This is a genomic window from Enterobacter cloacae complex sp. IR5384 (assembly GCF_049237265.1).
Classification (GTDB): domain Bacteria; phylum Pseudomonadota; class Gammaproteobacteria; order Enterobacterales; family Enterobacteriaceae; genus Enterobacter; species Enterobacter cloacae.
In genome coordinates, this window is record NZ_JBMKHJ010000006.1 from 111800 (window position 1) to 129528 (window position 17729).

Sequence of the window (17729 nt, forward strand, 5' to 3'; positions counted from 1 at the left end):
ATATTGCCGGGTGGCGCTGCGCTTACCCGGCCTACAAAACCCGTAGGCCCTGCAAGCGAAGCGCCGCTGGGCAAAAAGGCTACGCAAAAATTGTCATTAAGTACGCCACAAACAGCGCCATATGCGCCGCGCCGTTGAGTACATTGGTGCGCCCGGTTGAGAACGAAATCTGACACAGCAGCAGTGACGCCATCATCACAATCATCTCCGGCGCGCCCAGCGCAAACTGCAGCTCGTTACCGGTCATAAAGGCAATCAGCGTCACCACCGGAACGGTAAGCGAAATGGTCGCCAGTACCGAGCCGAAGAACAGGTTCATGGCGCGCTGTACCTGATTGTTCAGCACTGCTTTCAGCGCGCCCAGCCCTTCCGGCGAGAGGATCAGCAGCGCCACCAGGAAGCCGGTAAAGGCCACCGGGGCATTCATCTCGGTTAACAGTGTCTCCAGCGGGTTGGCGTTCATCTTGGTGACGGCGATAACCGCAATCAGATGTACGATCAGCCAAACCGTGTGCCACGCGCTGCTGTGCGCAGACGGTTTGCCATGGTGCGGGTCATCGTCGTCGCTGTCGTCTTCATGCTCGTACACAAACAGACTCTGGTGCGTTTTGGTCTGAATCAACAGGAACACGCCGTACATGGCGGCGGAAATCAATGCGACCAGCAGCGCCTGACCGGTAGAGAAGTTTGCTCCCGGCAACGCCATCGGGAAGACCAGCACGATAATCGCCAGCGGGAACAGGGCGATCAAATACTGTTTAATGCCAAACAGGTTCATATACTGGGTGGCGAACTTACGGCCGCCCAGCAACAGTGAAAAGCCCACCAGACCGCCGGTCACAATCATAATGATGGAATAGAGCGTATCGCGCATCAGGGTTGGCGCGGCATCACCGGTCGCCATCAGCGCGGAAATGAGGCTGACCTCAAGAATCACAACGGAAAGGCTGAGAATTAACGATCCATACGGCTCGCCCAGACGGTGGGCCAGGACATCGGCATGGCGAACCACGCTAAAGGCACTGGTTAAAATCCCTACCAGCGCAAGAATATTGATACCAACCACCACTGGCAGTGACTGACTGCTTCCCCAGAAGAGCAGCACAGCCAGTGCCAGAACCGGGAAAATGAGCGACGTCTCCTTGTGGCGGGTTTTTACCGCCTCGTGTGCTGCTGTCATGTGCTTCTCCATAAATGCAGGTGCTTGTAATTATAGATAGAATTTTGAGGTCATTAAATTAACAGATCTCTGTTAAATACCCTTTATCTTTTACTTAATTTTACCCTAATCCTGTTTTAAGTCTCCTGATATCCATAATGTCATATTTTTGATTAATACATATTAAATAACATGTAATTAACTTCATTAATTCTTCAAAATTGATCCGCGACTGGCAGCTTGCAGCATCGTCGTCCACACTTATCTTTTTAAGCAAAAGAGAGGTTAGTGATGCCATATAAAACGAAACGCGATTTACCCGATAACGTGCAAAACGTACTGCCCGCACATGCGCAGGATATCTATAAAGAGGCGTTTAACAGCGCCTGGGATCAATACAAAGATAAAGACGATCGTCGGGACGATGCCAGCCGGGAAGAGACGGCGCATAAAGTGGCCTGGGCGGCAGTAAAACATGACTACGAGAAAGGAGACGATGATAAATGGCATAAAAAGAAATAGCCGTAAAATAATAAGCTGCCTTCATTTTGACTTTTCAGGCGGTTGAACTGCCGTTGTATTGCAACTGGCCCGCGAATTGCTTATCGTTATTCAACTGCTGGCAAAATGACCAGTAGATAATGCCGGGAAGGTGAATTACAGATGTCGCAAGGAAGCATGCAGTGGCGGAGGTGTAAAGTGTTAACGCGTGATTTCTTAATGAAGGCAGATTGTAAGACGGCATTTGGTGCTATTGAGGAATCGCTTCTCTGGTCAGCTGAACAACGTGCGGCGTCGCTCGCTGCCACGCTTGCCTGCCGCCCGGATGATGGCCCGGTATGGATTTTTGGCTACGGTTCGCTGATGTGGAACCCGGCTCTGGAATTTGTCGAATCGGCGACAGCTACGCTCCCGGGGTGGCATCGCGCATTTTGTCTGCGATTAACCGCCGGACGCGGAAGTGCCTGTCAGCCGGGACGTATGCTTGCACTGAAAGAGGGCGGACGCACCACGGGGGTGGCGTATCGCCTGCCGGATGCCACCCTCGAAGAGGAGCTGACGCTGCTCTGGAAGCGCGAGATGATCACCGGCTGCTATATGCCAAGCTGGTGCAAGCTGGAACTTGATGACGGACGCACCGTCAACGCGCTGGTGTTTATTATGGATCCGCGCCATCCCCTGTATGAAGCGGATACCCGCACGCAGGTGATCGCGCCGTTGATTGCGGCGGCCAGTGGACCGCTCGGCACAAACGCGCAGTATCTGTTTTCACTCGATCAGGAACTGACGCGCCTCGGCATGCAGGACGAGTGTCTGAATGAGCTGGTAGCGAAGGTGAAAGCACTGCTGGAAGGAAATCCGCTGAATAACCCGCTGCGTCCGGGTTTTGCCTGATAATACGCCCGGCTGCGAGAGTGCAGACCGGGCGTCTGTTTTTAAGCGGCCACGTAGCTGACTGAGTGTTCGAGTGACTGACTATGGCTGTCAATCAGGACATCCCATGTGCCGGTATAAGGGACGGTTAGCCACGCCTTATCATCCTGCACGGTCAGGATATCTGCCTGCGATTGTTTTTGTGCCTTCGCACTCATCAAATGAATACGGCAGCGCTCTGAACAACGCACCACTACCGTATCCCCGCCAAACAGTTTCAAACTTGTTTTTACCAGTGCCATTTATTTACCCCGTAGTCTTAAACAACGCTCTCCCTGCTGCCATTTCCGAGCGTGATGTTGTTCACAATTCACTCATGGCATAACACCAAAGGGGGAGCGTCGGGATGCTGATTTTGATCAAAAAATGGCATAACGTTTAAACAAAAATGACAAAATACCTGAAAGCATTCAGCTGGCGCGCATTTACACGGTGAAGGCGCGCCAGAAGAAAATTAAATGCGGAAATGTCCGGCAGTTTCAGCAAGGTCGCCCGCCTGGCTCTGCAGGGCGCTGGCGGCTGCGGCGGATTGCACCACCAGTTCAGCGTTCTGCTGCACCATTCTGTCGAGGTGCGTGACAGCATGGTTGATCTCATGGATGCCTTTCATCTGCTCGCTGGTGGCGATGGAAATTTCACGCATGATACCCGAGACGCTGCCGATGCTGGCGCGGATCTCATCCATGCTTTCCCCGGCCAGGTGTACATAGCGGGAGCCGGTTGCCACGCTGTCGGTGGTGGAGTCGATAAGCGATTTGATCTCCTTCGCCGCCTGGGCGCTGCGGCTCGCCAGGTTACGCACTTCGCCTGCCACCACGGCAAATCCGCGGCCCTGCTCACCGGCGCGCGCTGCTTCCACCGAGGCGTTCAGCGCCAGGATATTGGTCTGGAAGGCGATGCCATCAATCACGCTGGTGATATCGCCAATTTTTGCCGAAGCCACTTCAATGGATTGCATGGTGCTGATGGCCTGAGAGACGACCTCACCGCCGCGTGAGGCCGCAGCGGAGGCTTTACTGGCCTGTTCATTCGCTTCTGCCGCGGACTCATTTGACTGAGTCACCGACGCGGTGATCTGCTCTACGGCGCTGGCGGTTTCACGCAGGCTGGAGGCTGCCTGCTCGGTGCGCCCGGAGAGATCCTGGTTGCCAGCCGCAATCTCCTGGGCGGCATTTTTCACCGAGGCGCTGGCATCACGCAGCTGGATCATCACCACCGAGAGCTTATCGCTAAAGGCGTTAAACGCCTGGGCGATTTGCGCCACTTCGTCGTTACCGCTCTCCGGCAGGCGCTGGGAGAGATCGTTGGTACCGTTGGCGATGTTATGCATCGCGTCGCGGATATCGGACAACCGCTTGAGCAGGCGGGCAATAAGAATGTGGACAAGCGCGCCGCTCAGCAGGGCGAGGATCACCAGCGAGAGCGCCGAGGCTTTCAGCAGCGAGCGCATGCCGGAGGTGGCGTCGTTATTGTCGAGCGCGACCACCAGCATCCAGTTTGTTCCCGGAACGGCCGTGGCCACGAGGGTTTTATCACCGCCGTCAAATGTGCCATCAACCGGTTCACCGCTTTTCAGGGTCACTAAATCGGTGCCGGTAATGGTTTCTGCAAACGGTTTTAACGTCAGGGCCGGATCGTTGGCGGCGATAACGCTGCCGTCACTGTTCAGAAGTAACCCGCTGCTGGCCGGGGTCGGGTGAATGCCGCGCACGTTAGCGACCACGCTATCCATGGCCACATCGCCCGCCACCACTGCTTTCAGGGTCCCGTTTTCTTTTACCGGTACCGCAAAAGTTACCACCAGTTTTCCGGTTCCGGCGTCCACGTAAGGCGCGGTCACCACCGGTCCGTCCTGGCTGACCACCTGCTGATACCAGGGGCGAATGGTCGGGTCATAATCCGCAGGCACGCCCGCAGGCTCAGAGAATTTCGCCGTTTTAGTGGCATAGCCCACATAGACGTTGGTGAAGCCTCCCGCCTGGGCGAGTTGTTTAAAGACCGGTACCGGGTCGTCACTCAGCGCCACGCTCTGGGCGGAGGTAATGACCGTCATTTTGCTTTTAACCCAGTCGGCAATCGCCATGTTATGGCTGGCGCTGGTGCTGGTCAGAATGTCACGCTGCGACTGCTGATTATCCTGGCGCGTGACCTGGAAATTAATGACGGTATTGAGAAGAAGGGCGACGACCAGGCAGCCTGTCGTCGCGGCAATGATGCGAGCACGAATCGATCTGAACATAAGTGAAATACCTGCTGTGTTGTTTCCATGCCTATCGGCAACCCCGCAGGTAAACTTGATGCTGAAACCGCGTCCATAAGAAAATAATATTTTTACGGGTTTATTATTAAAAAGTTAATACTTTATCGGCGGCTAACGTCCACTCGGCCAGCTCGACAAGTGTGCCAATTTCCACGCCGTCAATCAGCGGCAGCCCGGTGATACCGCGCCCGTCGGTGCAGGTTTTGCAAAGCTTAACCGGCACGTTTTGCGCCGTCAGGATCTCCAGCATCTGCTGAATGTTGTAGCCCTCTGCCGGTTTTTGGCCTTTCAGGCCAGCGGTGACTGCGTCGGACATCAAAAAGATCCGCAGATCCAGCTCGCTCGCGTTATCGCGCAATGCTATGGCCAGACGCAGGCTATTAAAAAGGGATTCGCTGCCGTAGGCCGCCCCGTTGGCGACGATCACAATCTTCTGCATGTTAACTCCTGTTTATATTAAGGCACGAATATTGCTTGATTCTCCCAGGTAGGGTTATCCGGGAGAGTAAGCATGACATTAATGGCTGGCAATTCGTCGGGTGCAACCGAATGGCTCCAGCGCGCAAAAGCGTTGCGCCAGGAGCAGCTCAGCAAGCTGTCACAGCTGGGCGTACTGGTGAATGGCATTAGCCAACTGGTGCATATGCTACAGTGCGAGCGCGGTGCATCAAACGTCTGGCTCTGCTCACAGGGTAAGCTCTATGCCCCCGAATGCAAAGCCAGCCGGGCGCTGGTGGATGAAAATCTCACCATACTGTATGGCATTCTGGATAAACACTCCCCAGTGCCGGGCAGCGCCGTATGTGAGCGCATCGCCGCTGCGTTGCAGAGCCTTGAATCACTCCCCGCCCTGCGAGAAGGGGTGAATCAACAAACCGTTACCGCCCCGCAGGCGATGGAGCATTACTGTCGCATGCTTCGCCATCTGCTCAGTATCGTGCCGCAGCTCAACGACAGCATTGACGATCCGCATCTGGCGGGGCGTTTTGTTGCCCTGTACAGCCTGATGCAGGGCAAAGAGCTGGCGGGACAAGAGCGGGCGCTGGGGGCCATTGGCTTCACGCAGGGTTTTTTTGATGATGTCACCCGCCAGAGGCTGGTGGATCGCATTGACGGGCAGCAGGCCTGTTTTGAGATCTTTTTAAGCCACAGCCCGGCGGATGTGCAGAGCACCTTTTCCCGGGACTGCCAGCCCGACCGCGAGACGGAGCAACTCCGGCGTGTGGCCTGTACCCGCCAGCCTGCTGCGGATAATGGCGATACGGCGCTGAACTGGTTCGCCCTGCAAACGTCGCGTCTTGAGCACCTGCGCACCCTGGAGGAGATGGTTATCGCCGACCTGATGCTGGCGGTTGATGAGCGTATCCATCATGACCCTCAACATCCGGTAAGTGCCGATGAGAATGACGATCCGCTCGCGCTTTATCCGGACAAACCTTTGCTGCCGCTGGTTCGCCAGCAGGCTCGTGAAATAGAACAGCTTTCCCGCCAGCTCGCGACGCTGCGCGATACGCTGGAAGAGCGCAAGACCATTGATAAAGCCAAAAGCGTGCTGATGACCCACCACAACATGAGTGAGGAACAGGCGTGGACGGCGCTGCGCAAAATGGCGATGGACAAGAACCAGCGCATGGTGGATATCGCCCGCGCGCTGCTTACCGTGAAGCGATTGTGGCAGCTAACCCCTAAGGAGTAGCTGCACAATCAGTGGGCACGTTGTGCCTGATTGAGGTGCGTTTTTGCAGAGCCAGTGGGGCAAAAGCCATAAAAACAAGGCATTAAAACCTGGCATTCGCTTTGCATTATTTCAGTAACCAATTTTGACGGTGCGCCAACGGCGGTGCATCAGTCTTCGGGATAAAGGCGTCCAGCGGTGCTTCGGCACTGTCGGGCGCTTTTTTTTGTCTTTTTTTCAGGAGTGGTCATGGCGGATTTGTCGAGACGGCGTTTTTTGCAGGCCAGCGTGTTGGCGAGCAGTGCAATGTTGTTACCGGGTGTCATGCAGGCCGCGTGGGCGGCAGGCTCGGATAAACCCGAGCAGGAGACGGTGCGCATCGGGTTTATCCCGCTGACCGACTGCGCTCCGGTGGTCATCGCGGCGCTGAAAGGGTTCGATAAAAAGCATGGCATTACCATCGTGCCCACCAAAGAGGCGAGCTGGGCGGCCGTGCGCGACAAGTTAGTCGCGGGGGAGCTGGACGCGGCGCACATTCTTTACGGTCTGCTGTACGGACTGGAACTGGGGATCGCCGGTAAGCCACAGCAGATGGCGAATCTGATGACCCTCAACCAGAACGGCCAGGCGATTACGCTCTCTGCCGATCTGGCAGAGAAGGGGGTTCGCGATCTCGACGGGCTGAAGAAACTGATTGGTCAGCAGGCACCGGGCACGTACACCTTCGCGCATACCTTCCCGACGGGCACGCACGCCATGTGGCTCTACTACTGGCTGGCCAGTGCGGGCATTAACCCGTTTGACGATGTTCGCACCGTGGTGGTACCGCCGCCGCAGATGGTGATGAACATGCGCATTGGCAATATGGTCGGCTTTTGCGTCGGCGAGCCGTGGAATGCCCGGGCCATTAACGATCGCATCGGTTTTACCGCTGCAACGTCGCAGTCTATCTGGGCTGACCACCCGGAAAAAATCCTCGGTACCCGTCGCGACTGGGTGGAGAAAAATCCGCACACCGCGCGGGCGCTGGTGAGCGCAGTACTGGAAGCCGCGCGCTGGATCGACGCTTCACCGGAAAACAAACGTGAAACGGCGCAGATCCTCTCGCGTCGCGCATGGCTGAACACCAAAGAGCAGTACCTCACCGGACGGATGCTGGGTGAGTACGACAACGGGGTGGGCACGCGCTGGCAGGACGCGCATCCGATTCGTTTCTTCAACGAGGGGGCTGTGAGCTACCCGTATCTCTCCGACGGCATGTGGTTCTTAACCCAGTTCCGCCGCTGGGGCTTGCTTAAATCTGCACCGGACTATGTCGAAATTGCCCGGCGTATCAACCAGACGGCGGTCTGGCAGGATGCCGCCACCGCGGTGGGGGGCATTACCACACCGACTTCACCACTACGCAGTAGCACCCTGATGGACGGCACCGTCTGGAACGGTACCGATCCTGAAGGCTATGCCAACCGCTTCGCTATTCACCGTAAAGGGGCCTGATTATGCAGCATCTGCACAGCACGAAAGCAAAACACGAGACGCCGGTGAGTGGCGAGGTGATTACCCTGCCACCGGTTCAGGTTCGCCGTCGTCCTCCGGCGATTGCCCGCCGGATTAACAACGTGCTCCAGCGTATCATTCCGGCGCTGCTGGGGCTGGGGCTGCTGGTGGTGCTCTGGCAACTGGCGGCAATCAACAGCAAAGGCTTTCCGACGCCGCTGAGCACGCTGGATTCTGCCATCACCCTGTTCGCCGATCCGTTTTATCGCGACGGGCCAAACGACATGGGGATCGGCTGGAACGTGCTTGCCTCCCTGCAGCGCGTGGCGGTGGGCTTTGGCCTGGCCGCGTTAGTCGGTATCCCGCTCGGTTTTCTGATTGGCCGTTTCACCTTTTTCTCACGCATGTTCAGCCCGCTGATTGCGCTGCTGCGCCCGGTCAGCCCATTGGCCTGGCTGCCTATCGGCCTGCTGCTGTTCCAGAAAGCAGAGCCTGCTTCCAGCTGGACCATTTTTATCTGTTCGATCTGGCCAATGGTGATTAACACCGCCGAAGGGGTACGCCGTATTCCGCAGGATTACCTCAATGTCGCCCGCGTGTTGCAGCTTTCTGAGTGGACCATTCTGCGTCGGATCCTCTTCCCGGCGGTGCTGCCTGCGGTGTTGACCGGGGTACGTCTTTCCATCGGTATCGCCTGGCTGGTGATTGTCGCCGCCGAAATGCTGACAGGCGGCTTAGGGATCGGTTTCTGGATCTGGAATGAGTGGAACAACCTCAACGTCGAAAACATTCTCATCGCCATCGTCATCATTGGCGTGGTCGGGTTACTGCTGGAGCAGGGGCTGATGCTGATCGCCCGTCGCTTTAGCTGGCAGGAAAAATAAGGTGCGAACATGAAACCAATCATTCAGGTCCAGGCCGTAAGCCAGCGTTTTTCTACCGCCAGCGGTGAATTTCTGGCGCTGCAGAACGTCTCGTTTGATATCCACGAAGGGGAAACCGTGAGCCTGATTGGCCACTCCGGCTGCGGCAAATCAACGTTGCTGAACTTGATCGCCGGGATCACCCTGCCGACGGAAGGGGGACTGATTTGTGACAACCGTGAAATTGCGGGTCCGGGACCGGAGCGTGCGGTGGTCTTTCAGAACCACTCCCTGCTGCCGTGGCTGACCTGTTTCGACAACGTTGCGCTGGCGGTCGATCAGGTGTTCCGCCACACCATGAGCAAGGCGGAGCGTCGTGAGTGGATTGAACACAACCTCGATCGCGTGCAGATGGGGCACGCCCTGCATAAACGCCCGGGGGAGATCTCAGGCGGCATGAAGCAGCGCGTGGGCATTGCCCGTGCGCTGGCGATGAAGCCGAAAGTGTTGCTGATGGATGAACCGTTTGGCGCGCTGGATGCCCTGACGCGTGCCCATCTGCAGGACTCCGTGATGCAAATCCAGCAGGCGCTCAACACCACCATTGTGCTCATCACCCACGACGTGGACGAAGCGGTGCTGCTCTCTGACCGCGTGCTGATGATGACCAACGGCCCGGCGGCGACCGTCGGCGAAATCCTGGAGGTTGACCTGCCGCGTCCGCGTAACCGGGTGCAGCTGGCGGACGACAGCCGCTACCACCACATGCGCCAGCAGATCCTCCATTTCCTCTATGAAAAACAGCCCAAAGCGGCGTAGTGGGGGCACCACGATGCGACTGGTCATTATCGGCAATGGAATGGCAGCAACACGGCTGATTGCCTCGCTGACCGGGCGTGCGCCTGGCCGCTTCGCGATCACCGTGTTGGGTGAGGAGCCTGAGCATGCGTACAACCGCATCCAGCTTTCGCCGGTGCTGGGTGGGGAAAAACGTCCGGAACAGATCCGCCTGCAGGACGATGACTGGTACCGCGAGCGCGGCGTCACGGTGCTCAGGGGGCAAAAGGTGCTCGCCGTGGACGTGGCGAAACGGGAAATCCGTACCGCGCAGACCACGCTGGGGTGGGATGAACTGGTCTTCGCCACCGGGTCGATACCGTTCGTGCCGCCGATCCCCGGGGGCGATGCGCCACACGTCTTTACCTTCCGCCGCCTTGAGGATACGCGAGCCATTGCGCAGATCCCGGGGCCAGCGGTGGTGTTGGGCGGTGGCGTGCTGGGCGTTGAGACGGCAGCGGCGCTGGCACAAACTTGTGACAACGTCACGCTGGTGCATCGCGGACCGTGGTTGATGGAACAACAGCTGGATCGGCAGGCGGGGCTGCTGCTGGAGGCTGCGCTGGCGGAGCGCGGCGTGCGCTGCGAGCTGTCGTCCGGGATCGCGGCAATCGCGCCGGATTCAGTAACGCTGCTCAACGGACGCCAGGTTAGCGCCGCGCGCGTGGTGCTGGCTACCGGCGTACTGCCCAACATCGCCCTGGCAAGCGCCAGCGGTATTCACTGCGCCCGTGGCATTGTGGTCGACCAGCAGATGCAGACCTCCGTCCCGGCTATTAGCGCCATTGGGGAGTGCTGCGAAATCGACGGTCAGACGTTTGGCCTGGTTGCCCCCTGCCTGGCACAGGCGGACATTCTCGCCGCCCGGCTGGCAGGGGACGCCCCAGCGCCTTTTGCCCACACCGACAGCGGGATGCGCCTGAAGGTCACCGGTGTGGAGCTCTTCAGCGCCGGGCGCGTAACGGCGCAACCGGAGGATACGGTCTGGGACGCGTGGGATCCGCTGACCCGTCACTACCGTCGCTTACTGATTCATCGCGGTGCGCTGGCTGGCGTACTGCTGATGGGAGATTGCCGCAGCGCGGCAACATTTACCGATTTACTGGCAACGGCTGCGCCCGCACACGTGGACTGGCTGTTCGATCGATTCACTACGACGCAACCGCAGGTTGCAGGACAGAACGCTATGACAAAACCTACTCTGGTGGTGGTTGGGCACGGTATGGTCGGCCACCATTTTCTTGAAGACTGCGTAAACCGCAATCTGCATCAGCAATACCAGATTGTCGTCTTTGGCGAAGAGCGTTATGCCGCTTACGACCGCGTACATCTCTCAGAGTATTTTGGCGGCCGCAGCGCGGAGTCCCTCTCGCTGGTGGAGGGCGATTTCTTTGCCAGACACGGCATAGAGTTGCGTTTGTCGCAGCAAATTATCGCCATCGATCGCGACGCGCACGTGGTGCGTACCGCCAGCGGTCACGAAATCCACTGGGACAAACTGGTGTTGGCGACCGGCTCATATCCGTTTGTGCCGCCGGTGCCGGGCAACACGCTGCCGGGCTGCTTTGTCTACCGTACGCTGGACGATCTCGATAACATTGCCGCGCATGCGAAGGGCTCCCGACGCGGCGTAGTCATTGGCGGTGGCCTGCTCGGGCTGGAGGCGGCCAACGCCCTCAAACAGCTGGGGCTTGAAACCCACGTGGTGGAATTCGCCCCCAACCTGATGGCGGTACAGCTCGACAACGACGGCGCGGCGATGCTGCGTAAAAAAATAGAAGCGCTCGGCGTCGGGGTTCACACCAGCAAAGCCACCACTGAAATTGCGGCCTCCGACGACGGGCTGGTCCTGCGTTTTGCCGACGGTGAACAGCTGGACACCGATATGGTGGTCTTCTCTGCCGGGATCCGCCCGCAGGATGCGCTGGCGCGCAGCAGCGGCCTGGCGATCGGCGAGCGTGGCGGGATCTGCATTGATACCGCCTGCCAGACCTCAGATAAGGACATCTTCGCCATCGGGGAGTGTGCGCTGTGGGAAGGTAAAATCTTCGGTCTGGTGGCGCCGGGTTACCAGATGGCACGCGTGGCGGCGGCCACGCTGGCGGGTGAGGAGAAGTCCTTCACCGGCGCGGATATGAGCACCAAACTTAAGCTGCTGGGCGTGGACGTGGCCTCGTTTGGGGATGCCCATGGCCGTACGCCGGGGGCATTGAGCTACCAGTGGACCCACGGCCCGCAGCAAATCTATAAAAAAATTGTCGTCAGCTATGACAACAAAACCCTGCTCGGCGGCGTGCTGGTGGGGGATGCCAGCGAATACGCCACGCTGGTGCAGATGATGCTTAACGGAATCAGCCTGCCGAAAGAGCCTGAAACGCTCATCTTGCCAGCCTTCTCCGGTAGCGCGCCAAAAGCGCTGGGGGTGGCGGCGCTGCCGGACAGCGCGCAGATCTGCTCCTGTCATAACGTCAGCAAAGGCGATATCTGCCAGGCAGTAAGCGCCGGTGCGACGGAGATCGGCGCCATCAAGCAGTGCACCAAAGCGGCGACCGGCTGCGGTGGGTGCAGCGCGCTGGTGAAACAGGTGATGGAGTTCCAGCTGGCTGAGCAGGGCGTGGAGGTGAAAAAAGATATCTGTGAGCACTTCCCGTACTCGCGTCAGGAGATATACCACCTGGTGCGCGTCAACCATATTCGTACCTTCGACCAGCTGATTAGCCGCTACGGGCAAGGGCACGGCTGTGAGATCTGTAAACCGCTGGTGGGGTCAGTGCTGGCCTCCTGCTGGAACGAATACCTGCTGAAACCGGCGCATCTGCCGCTGCAGGACACCAACGACCGCTACTTTGCCAATATTCAGAAGGACGGAACGTACTCCATCGTGCCGCGCATGCCCGCCGGGGAAGTAACGGCCGACGGGCTGATTGCTATCGGGCAGATCGCAAAGCGCTACGGGCTGTACAGCAAGATCACTGGCGGCCAGCGTATTGACCTGTTTGGTGCCACGCTGGAGCAGCTGCCGGAGATCTGGCAGGCGCTGGTGGAGGCCGGATTTGAAACCGGGCATGCGTACGGTAAATCCCTGCGTACCGTGAAATCCTGCGTCGGGTCAACCTGGTGCCGCTATGGCGTGCAGGACTCCACCGGCCTTGCGGTCAAACTGGAGCACCGTTACAAGGGGCTGCGCGCGCCGCACAAAATCAAAATGGCGGTGTCCGGCTGTACCCGCGAGTGTGCCGAGGCGCAAAGCAAAGATGTCGGCGTGATCGCCACGGACAAGGGCTGGAATCTCTATCTGTGCGGCAACGGCGGCATGAAGCCGCGACACGCGGATCTCTTCGCCAGCGATCTGGATGAAGAGACGCTGATCCGTACCGTCGACCGTTTTCTGATGTTCTACATTCGCACGGCGGATCGCCTGCAGCGGACCAGCACCTGGATGGACAACCTTGAAGGCGGTCTCGACTATCTGCGGGAGGTGATCCTCGACGATAGCCTCGGTATTGCGCAGGAGCTGGAGCAGGAGATGGCCCGTGTGGTGGAAACGTATCAGTGTGAATGGCAGACCACGCTTAACGATCCGAACCGTCTGGCGCTGTTCCGCACGGCGGTGAACGGTCCGGCGGCGGAAGAGAGTAAACGCTGGCAGGAAATTTGCGGTCTGGATGAGATCCCGGAGCAGGCGGGGATCGGCGCCCGGCTGGGGCGTAAGCCGATCGCGCTGTTCCGTTTTGGCAAATCGGTCTATGCCCTTGACGATCAGGAGCCAGGCAGCGAAGCGAACGTACTGTCACGCGGTATTCTTGGCGATGCGGCGGGTGAGCCGGTGGTCATCTCGCCGCTCTACAAACAGCGTATTCGCCTGCGCGACGGCTGCCAGGTGGATAACGGTGAGCCTGCGGTGCGCGCCTGGCCGGTGAAAATCGAAAACGGCAAGGTGTGGGTGGGGAACGACGCGTTGCTGGTCCGTGCGGAGGCATCATGAATGGAACCCGAACAACGTGCCCGTACTGCGGCGTCGGTTGCGGCGTGGTGGCCCGGGTTGAGGACGACAAGGTCACGGTGCGCGGCGATGAACACCATCCCGCCAGTTTTGGACGGCTGTGCGTCAAAGGCGCGGCGTTAGGTGAAACCACGGGCCTGCAGGGGCGGCTGCTGCACCCGGTGGTGGACGGGCTGGAGGTGGACTGGCCGCAGGCGTTAAGCGCGGCTGGCGAGCGGCTGCGGGCGATTATCGACACCTGGGGGCCGCAGGCGGTGGCGTTTTACGCCTCCGGCCAGCTACTCACCGAGGATTACTACGCTGCCAATAAGCTGATGAAAGGGTTTATCGGCGCGGCGAACATCGATACCAACTCGCGGCTCTGCATGTCGTCGGCGGTAGCAGGCTATAAGCGCGCATTTGGCGAAGATGTGGTGCCGTGCAGCTATGAGGACGTGGAGAACAGCGATCTGGTGGTGCTGGTGGGTTCAAACGCGGCATGGACGCATCCGGTGCTTTATCAGCGGCTGGTTCAGGCGCGGCAAAACAATCCGCAAATGAAAGTGGTGGTGATCGATCCGCGTAAAACCGCCACCTGTGATATCGCCGACCTGCATCTGGCACTCGCGCCCGGCAGTGACGCCGGGCTGTTTGTCGGTTTGCTCAACCTGATCCAGGGTACCGACGACTGGCCGATTGCCCGCGTGGCCGGGTTTTGTGGTCTTGATGCACAGGAGATTGCCACGTTTTACGACTGGTTCCTCACGGCGCCGCGTGCCATTACGCTCTACACCATGGGGATCAACCAGTCTTCCAGCGGCAGCGACAAGTGCAACGCCATCATTAACGTCCATCTTGCCAGCGGGAAATTTGCCCGTCAGGGCTGCGGGCCGTTTTCGCTGACCGGCCAGCCAAACGCGATGGGGGGACGGGAAGTGGGGGGACTCGCGAATCAGCTGGCGGCGCATATGAACTTCGAGCCGGACGATCTCTCGCGGGTGGCACGTTTCTGGGGAACCGAACGGCTGGCGCAAACGCCGGGCCTGATGGCCGTTGATCTGTTTGACGCCATTGCCCGCGGTGAGGTAAAGGCGGTATGGATCATGGGCACCAATCCGGCTGTCTCGCTGCCGGACAGTCACGCGGTATGCCAGGCGCTGGCGAACTGTCCGCTGGTCATTGTCTCTGAGGTGATGCAGGAGACTGACACCAGCCGCTACGCCCATATTCGTTTCCCGGCGCTGGGCTGGGGAGAGAAAAACGGTACGGTCACCAACTCCGAACGGCGGATTTCGCGCCAGCGCGCCTTTCTGGCTGCCCCGGGCCAGGCAAAACCGGACTGGTGGATTGTTGCCCAGGTGGCGAAACAGCTGGGCTATGGTGAGGCCTTTGCCTGGGAACATCCGCAGGAGATTTTTTGTGAACATGCGGCACTGTCGGCGTTTGAGAATGACGGGGCACGGGCGTTTAATCTGCATGCGCTGGCGGGGCTTACCCATGAGGCCTGGGATCAGCTTGAGCCTTATCAGTGGGCGGCGGGCGATTTTCCCCACCGGAATGTGGTGCCCGTTGACCCGCGTCCGCACGGCGCGGCGCCAGATGCGTTATATCCGTTGCTGCTGAATACCGGACGCATCCGCGATCAATGGCATACCATGACCCGTACGGGATATGTTTCCGGGCTGATGCAGCATATCTCTGAGCCCTGCGTTGAGATCTGCGCTGCAGATGCCGCGCGTTTCGCCCTTTGCGACGGGCAACTGGCACGGATCAGCTCTCCGCGTGGAGTGATGGTGGCAAAAGTACGTATCAACGATGGACAAAGGGAGGGTGAAGTATTCGCGCCCATGCACTGGAATGCGCAGTTTGCCCGTCAGGGAAAGGTCAATACGCTGGTGGAGGGGCGCTGCGATCCGCAGTCTGGCCAGCCGGAGAGTAAACAGACCGCCGTCAGGATCATGCCATGGCAGCCTGAATGGCAGGGAGAGCTGTATGCCCGTGTGCTGCCGGAACTGCCGCCTTCGGTACACCGGTGGCGCAAAGCATCACGCCTGACGGTGGCGGCTGACGAACCGTTGATGCCGTGGGTGAAAGAGTATGCTGAACAGCAGGGCTGGCAGCTGCAACTTGCCCGGACGGATGCGCGCAGCAGCGTACTGGCATGGCATAACGGCGAGCTGATGCTCGGATTCTGGGAAGGGACTACGTTGCCAGCGCTGGCGCATGCGACTATTGAAGAGGCTTTTCGTCGGGCTCCAGAGACGCTTGCGGAGCGGCATGCGCTCCTGAACGGCGCGGGCGCGGGGGAGAGTGTCGATCCGGGACGCATTATCTGTAGCTGTTACTGCGTCGGGGAAAATGCGATACGGGAGGCGATTGTCGGCGGGTGCGATTCCGTTGCAGCGCTGGGGGCGAAACTACGATGTGGCACCAACTGCGGCTCCTGCGTGCCGGAGCTGAAAGGGCTGTTTGGATAATGGTCTAAGAGTGTCGGGTAAGGCGACAATAATGTTCAGGATATTCCTGAAATTTGCGCTAAGACTGCATTTCACAGCTTATCGCGTTAACATTAAAAGCGTTGCCTCATAAACACAGGTTCTTATTTACGACGTTGATGGCTGTATCGTCCCGCATTCGCTTTCTGTTATTACTCCCACTTCTTACGGCGGGTGCCGTTCACGGTGCCCCGAATTCCTTTATGCATCAGGCAGAAAACCCCTTTGATAACAACGGGGACAGTTTGCCCGATCTCGGCATGGCGACGCCAACAGACGAGGGGGAAAAGCACCTGGCCGAAATGGCAAAAGCCTTTGGCGAAGCCAGTATGACCGATAACGGCCTCACCACCGGCGAGCAGGCGCGTCAGTTTGCGTTTGGTAAGGTGCGTGACGCGGTGAGCGGCGAGGTGAATCAGCAGATTGAGTCCTGGCTCTCGCCCTGGGGCAACGCCAGCGTCAATTTACTGGTGGATGACGAGGGGAACTTTAACGGCAGCAGCGGGAGCTGGTTCATCCCCTGGAATGATAACAACCGTTACCTGAGCTGGAGCCAGCTGGGGCTGACGCAGCAGAGTGACGGCCTGGTGAGCAATGCCGGCATCGGTCAGCGCTGGGTTGCCGGAAAATGGCTGCTCGGCTACAACACCTTTTACGATAATATGCTTGATGAAAACCTGCAGCGTGCCGGGCTGGGTGCGGAGGCGTGGGGCGAGAATCTGCGTCTGTCTGCCAATTACTATCAACCGCTGGCCAGCTGGCGCGAGAGTTCGGACGTGCAGGAGCAGCGCATGGCGCGTGGCTATGACGTGACCGCTAAAGCCTGGCTGCCGTGGTTTCATCATTTCAACACCAGCGTCAGCTTTGAGCAGTACTTTGGTGACAACGTTGACCTGTTCAACAGTGGAACCGGCTATCACAACCCGGTGGCGGTCAACCTGGGGCTTAACTATACGCCTGTTCCGCTGGTCACCCTGACGGCGGCGCATAAGCAGGGGGAGAGCGGTGCGAGTCAGAACAACCTCGGGCTTAAGCTCAACTACCGCTTTGGTGTGCCCCTTGCCAAGCAGCTTTCTGCCAGCGAAGTTGCCGCCACGCGCTCCCTGCGCGGCAGTCGCTATGATTCACCGGAGCGGGATAATCTGCCGGTAATGGAGTTCCGCCAGCGCAAAACGCTCTCCGTCTGGCTGGCGACCCCGCCGTGGGATCTGAAAGGGGGCGAGACCGTGATGCTCAAGCTTCAGGTACGCAGCACTCACGGTATTCGGCAGATCCACTGGCAGGGCGATACCCAGGCATTGAGCCTGACTGCGCCTGCCAACACGCACAGCAGCGATGGCTGGAGTGTGATTATGCCTGCCTGGGATGACAGTGACGGGGCGAAGAACCGCTGGCACCTGTCGGCGGTGGTTGAAGATGAAAAAGGACAGCGCGTCTCATCCAATGAGATCACGCTTACCGTGGTTCAGCCGCTTGTCGCGTTACCTGACGATGACCCGCGCTGGAAGTTACTCCCGGATGAGTAAT

Annotated in this window: 13 protein-coding genes; 9 read left to right on the forward strand and 4 right to left on the reverse strand. The window is 58.7% G+C overall.

The window, feature by feature from the left end; genetic code table 11:
* Positions 1-79: 79 nt before the first annotated feature.
* Positions 80-1180 carry a sodium-potassium/proton antiporter ChaA gene (gene chaA, locus ACOTX3_RS07875; protein WP_029882731.1) on the reverse strand — a complete coding sequence of 367 codons (1101 nt, stop codon included), beginning with the start codon at positions 1178-1180 and terminating at the stop codon, positions 80-82.
* A gap of 270 nt (positions 1181-1450) precedes the next feature.
* Here chaA and chaB point away from each other — a divergent pair, with 270 nt between their 5' ends.
* On the forward strand, positions 1451-1681 hold the full coding sequence (gene chaB, locus ACOTX3_RS07880; RefSeq protein ID WP_013096240.1) for a putative cation transport regulator ChaB: 231 nt from the start codon (positions 1451-1453) through the stop codon (positions 1679-1681).
* A 177-nt stretch (positions 1682-1858) separates the two neighbouring features.
* On the forward strand, positions 1859-2554 hold the full coding sequence (locus ACOTX3_RS07885; protein ID WP_127869009.1) for a gamma-glutamylcyclotransferase: 696 nt from the start codon (positions 1859-1861) through the stop codon (positions 2552-2554).
* 41 nt (positions 2555-2595) lie between these two features.
* On the opposite strand, the gene ACOTX3_RS07890 is transcribed toward ACOTX3_RS07885, so the two are convergent.
* From ACOTX3_RS07890 to ACOTX3_RS07900, 3 genes are all read right to left on the reverse strand, one after another.
* Positions 2596-2835: a DUF1883 domain-containing protein gene (locus ACOTX3_RS07890; RefSeq protein WP_013096243.1), complete on the reverse strand. Its 240-nt coding sequence runs from the start codon at positions 2833-2835 to the stop codon at positions 2596-2598.
* Between the two features lie 212 nt (positions 2836-3047).
* Positions 3048-4832: a methyl-accepting chemotaxis protein gene (locus ACOTX3_RS07895; protein WP_048972371.1), complete on the reverse strand. Its 1785-nt coding sequence runs from the start codon at positions 4830-4832 to the stop codon at positions 3048-3050.
* A 106-nt stretch (positions 4833-4938) separates the two neighbouring features.
* Positions 4939-5292, reverse strand: coding sequence for a DsrE/DsrF/TusD sulfur relay family protein (locus ACOTX3_RS07900; RefSeq protein ID WP_020690905.1), 354 nt, complete (start codon positions 5290-5292; stop codon positions 4939-4941).
* A gap of 72 nt (positions 5293-5364) precedes the next feature.
* On the opposite strand from ACOTX3_RS07900, the gene nasR reads away from it, so the two are divergent.
* The 7 genes from nasR (at position 5365) to ACOTX3_RS07935 (ending at position 17728) form a co-directional block, all read left to right on the forward strand.
* Positions 5365-6549: a nitrate regulatory protein NasR gene (gene nasR, locus ACOTX3_RS07905; protein WP_058678627.1), complete on the forward strand. Its 1185-nt coding sequence runs from the start codon at positions 5365-5367 to the stop codon at positions 6547-6549.
* Between the two features lie 228 nt (positions 6550-6777).
* A complete protein-coding gene (locus ACOTX3_RS07910) occupies positions 6778-8025 on the forward strand; it encodes a CmpA/NrtA family ABC transporter substrate-binding protein (protein WP_058678628.1) in 1248 nt (415 codons plus the stop codon).
* A 2-nt stretch (positions 8026-8027) separates the two neighbouring features.
* Positions 8028-8909: a nitrate ABC transporter permease gene (gene ntrB / locus ACOTX3_RS07915; protein ID WP_058678629.1), complete on the forward strand. Its 882-nt coding sequence runs from the start codon at positions 8028-8030 to the stop codon at positions 8907-8909.
* Between the two features lie 9 nt (positions 8910-8918).
* Positions 8919-9707 (forward strand): ABC transporter ATP-binding protein, encoded by a 789-nt coding sequence (locus ACOTX3_RS07920; protein ID WP_013096250.1) that lies wholly within the window; start codon positions 8919-8921, stop codon positions 9705-9707.
* 13 nt (positions 9708-9720) lie between these two features.
* Positions 9721-13710 carry a nitrite reductase large subunit NirB gene (nirB, locus tag ACOTX3_RS07925; RefSeq protein ID WP_072205104.1) on the forward strand — a complete coding sequence of 1330 codons (3990 nt, stop codon included), beginning with the start codon at positions 9721-9723 and terminating at the stop codon, positions 13708-13710.
* Positions 13707-16184, forward strand: coding sequence for a nitrate reductase (locus tag ACOTX3_RS07930; RefSeq protein WP_058678630.1), 2478 nt, complete (start codon positions 13707-13709; stop codon positions 16182-16184). Before nirB ends, ACOTX3_RS07930 begins: the two co-directional genes overlap by 4 nt.
* Before the next feature lie 137 nt (positions 16185-16321).
* A complete protein-coding gene (locus ACOTX3_RS07935; protein WP_058678631.1) occupies positions 16322-17728 on the forward strand; it encodes a YchO/YchP family invasin in 1407 nt (468 codons plus the stop codon).
* Position 17729 lies beyond the last annotated feature (1 nt).

What these genes read in the sequence shown, in the direction of transcription:
- chaA (WP_029882731.1), bottom strand. Translation starts at nt 1,180, where the DNA reads ATGACAGCAGCACACGAGGCGGTAAAAACCCGCCACAAGGAGACGTCG.
- chaB (WP_013096240.1), top strand. Translation starts at nt 1,451, where the DNA reads ATGCCATATAAAACGAAACGCGATTTACCCGATAACGTGCAAAACGTA.
- ACOTX3_RS07890 (WP_013096243.1), bottom strand. Translation starts at nt 2,835, where the DNA reads ATGGCACTGGTAAAAACAAGTTTGAAACTGTTTGGCGGGGATACGGTA.
- ACOTX3_RS07895 (WP_048972371.1), bottom strand. Translation starts at nt 4,832, where the DNA reads ATGTTCAGATCGATTCGTGCTCGCATCATTGCCGCGACGACAGGCTGC.
- ACOTX3_RS07900 (WP_020690905.1), bottom strand. Translation starts at nt 5,292, where the DNA reads ATGCAGAAGATTGTGATCGTCGCCAACGGGGCGGCCTACGGCAGCGAA.
- nasR (WP_058678627.1), top strand. Translation starts at nt 5,365, where the DNA reads ATGACATTAATGGCTGGCAATTCGTCGGGTGCAACCGAATGGCTCCAG.
- ACOTX3_RS07910 (WP_058678628.1), top strand. Translation starts at nt 6,778, where the DNA reads ATGGCGGATTTGTCGAGACGGCGTTTTTTGCAGGCCAGCGTGTTGGCG.
- ntrB (WP_058678629.1), top strand. Translation starts at nt 8,028, where the DNA reads ATGCAGCATCTGCACAGCACGAAAGCAAAACACGAGACGCCGGTGAGT.
- ACOTX3_RS07920 (WP_013096250.1), top strand. Translation starts at nt 8,919, where the DNA reads ATGAAACCAATCATTCAGGTCCAGGCCGTAAGCCAGCGTTTTTCTACC.
- nirB (WP_072205104.1), top strand. Translation starts at nt 9,721, where the DNA reads ATGCGACTGGTCATTATCGGCAATGGAATGGCAGCAACACGGCTGATT.
- ACOTX3_RS07930 (WP_058678630.1), top strand. Translation starts at nt 13,707, where the DNA reads ATGAATGGAACCCGAACAACGTGCCCGTACTGCGGCGTCGGTTGCGGC.
- ACOTX3_RS07935 (WP_058678631.1), top strand. Translation starts at nt 16,322, where the DNA reads ATGGCTGTATCGTCCCGCATTCGCTTTCTGTTATTACTCCCACTTCTT.